At 40.2% G+C, this 572-nt stretch carries 1 protein-coding gene; it reads right to left on the reverse strand.

Annotation, left to right across the window (positions count from 1 at the left end; all coding sequences use genetic code 11):
* Positions 1–121: 121 nt before the first annotated feature.
* Positions 122–572 (reverse strand): super-infection exclusion protein B (locus WH50_RS25920; RefSeq protein WP_110190381.1); only part of this gene is annotated, 451 nt, incomplete at its 5' end.

The raw sequence follows: 572 nt of genomic DNA on the forward strand, positions 1-572 counted from the left end.
AAGCAACCTGCAACGTATTGAGCGCAAGAATCAGCGCACATGGTACAGCAAGCCTGGCGAACGCGGCATAACATGCAGTGGACGCCAGAAAATTAAGGGAAAATCGATTCCTCTTATCTAGTTACTTAGATATTGGCCTTGGCTTTATCTCAATATTATATGGATCATAGCTGGCAACTAATTCAGTCCAGTAAATATCCTCAATAGGGAATAATATATGCTTTCCATTCCATCGGGAAAAAGTTTTGTTCAACACACCAAGCTCAATCAACTCACTAATGTATGGGAATTGTTTTGATGTAACCACATACTTCCTGCCTTCATTAAGGGCTGCGCACAAAACCATAGATTGCTCTTCTGTAAGGTTTTGAATTACTGATCGCACTTTATCGTTTTGCATCTTAATGCGTTTTCTTAGCTTAAATCGCTTATATCTGGCGCTGGCAATAGCTGATAATCGATGCACATTAATTGCTAGCGAAAATGCAAGAGCAAAGACGAAAACATGCCACACATGAGGAATACCGATTCTCTCATTAACATATTCAGGCCAGTTATCTGGGCTTAAAAGC

Origin of the sequence: Pokkaliibacter plantistimulans (assembly GCF_003194385.1) — a bacterium.
Taxonomy (GTDB): Bacteria; Pseudomonadota; Gammaproteobacteria; order Pseudomonadales; family Balneatricaceae; genus Pokkaliibacter; species Pokkaliibacter plantistimulans.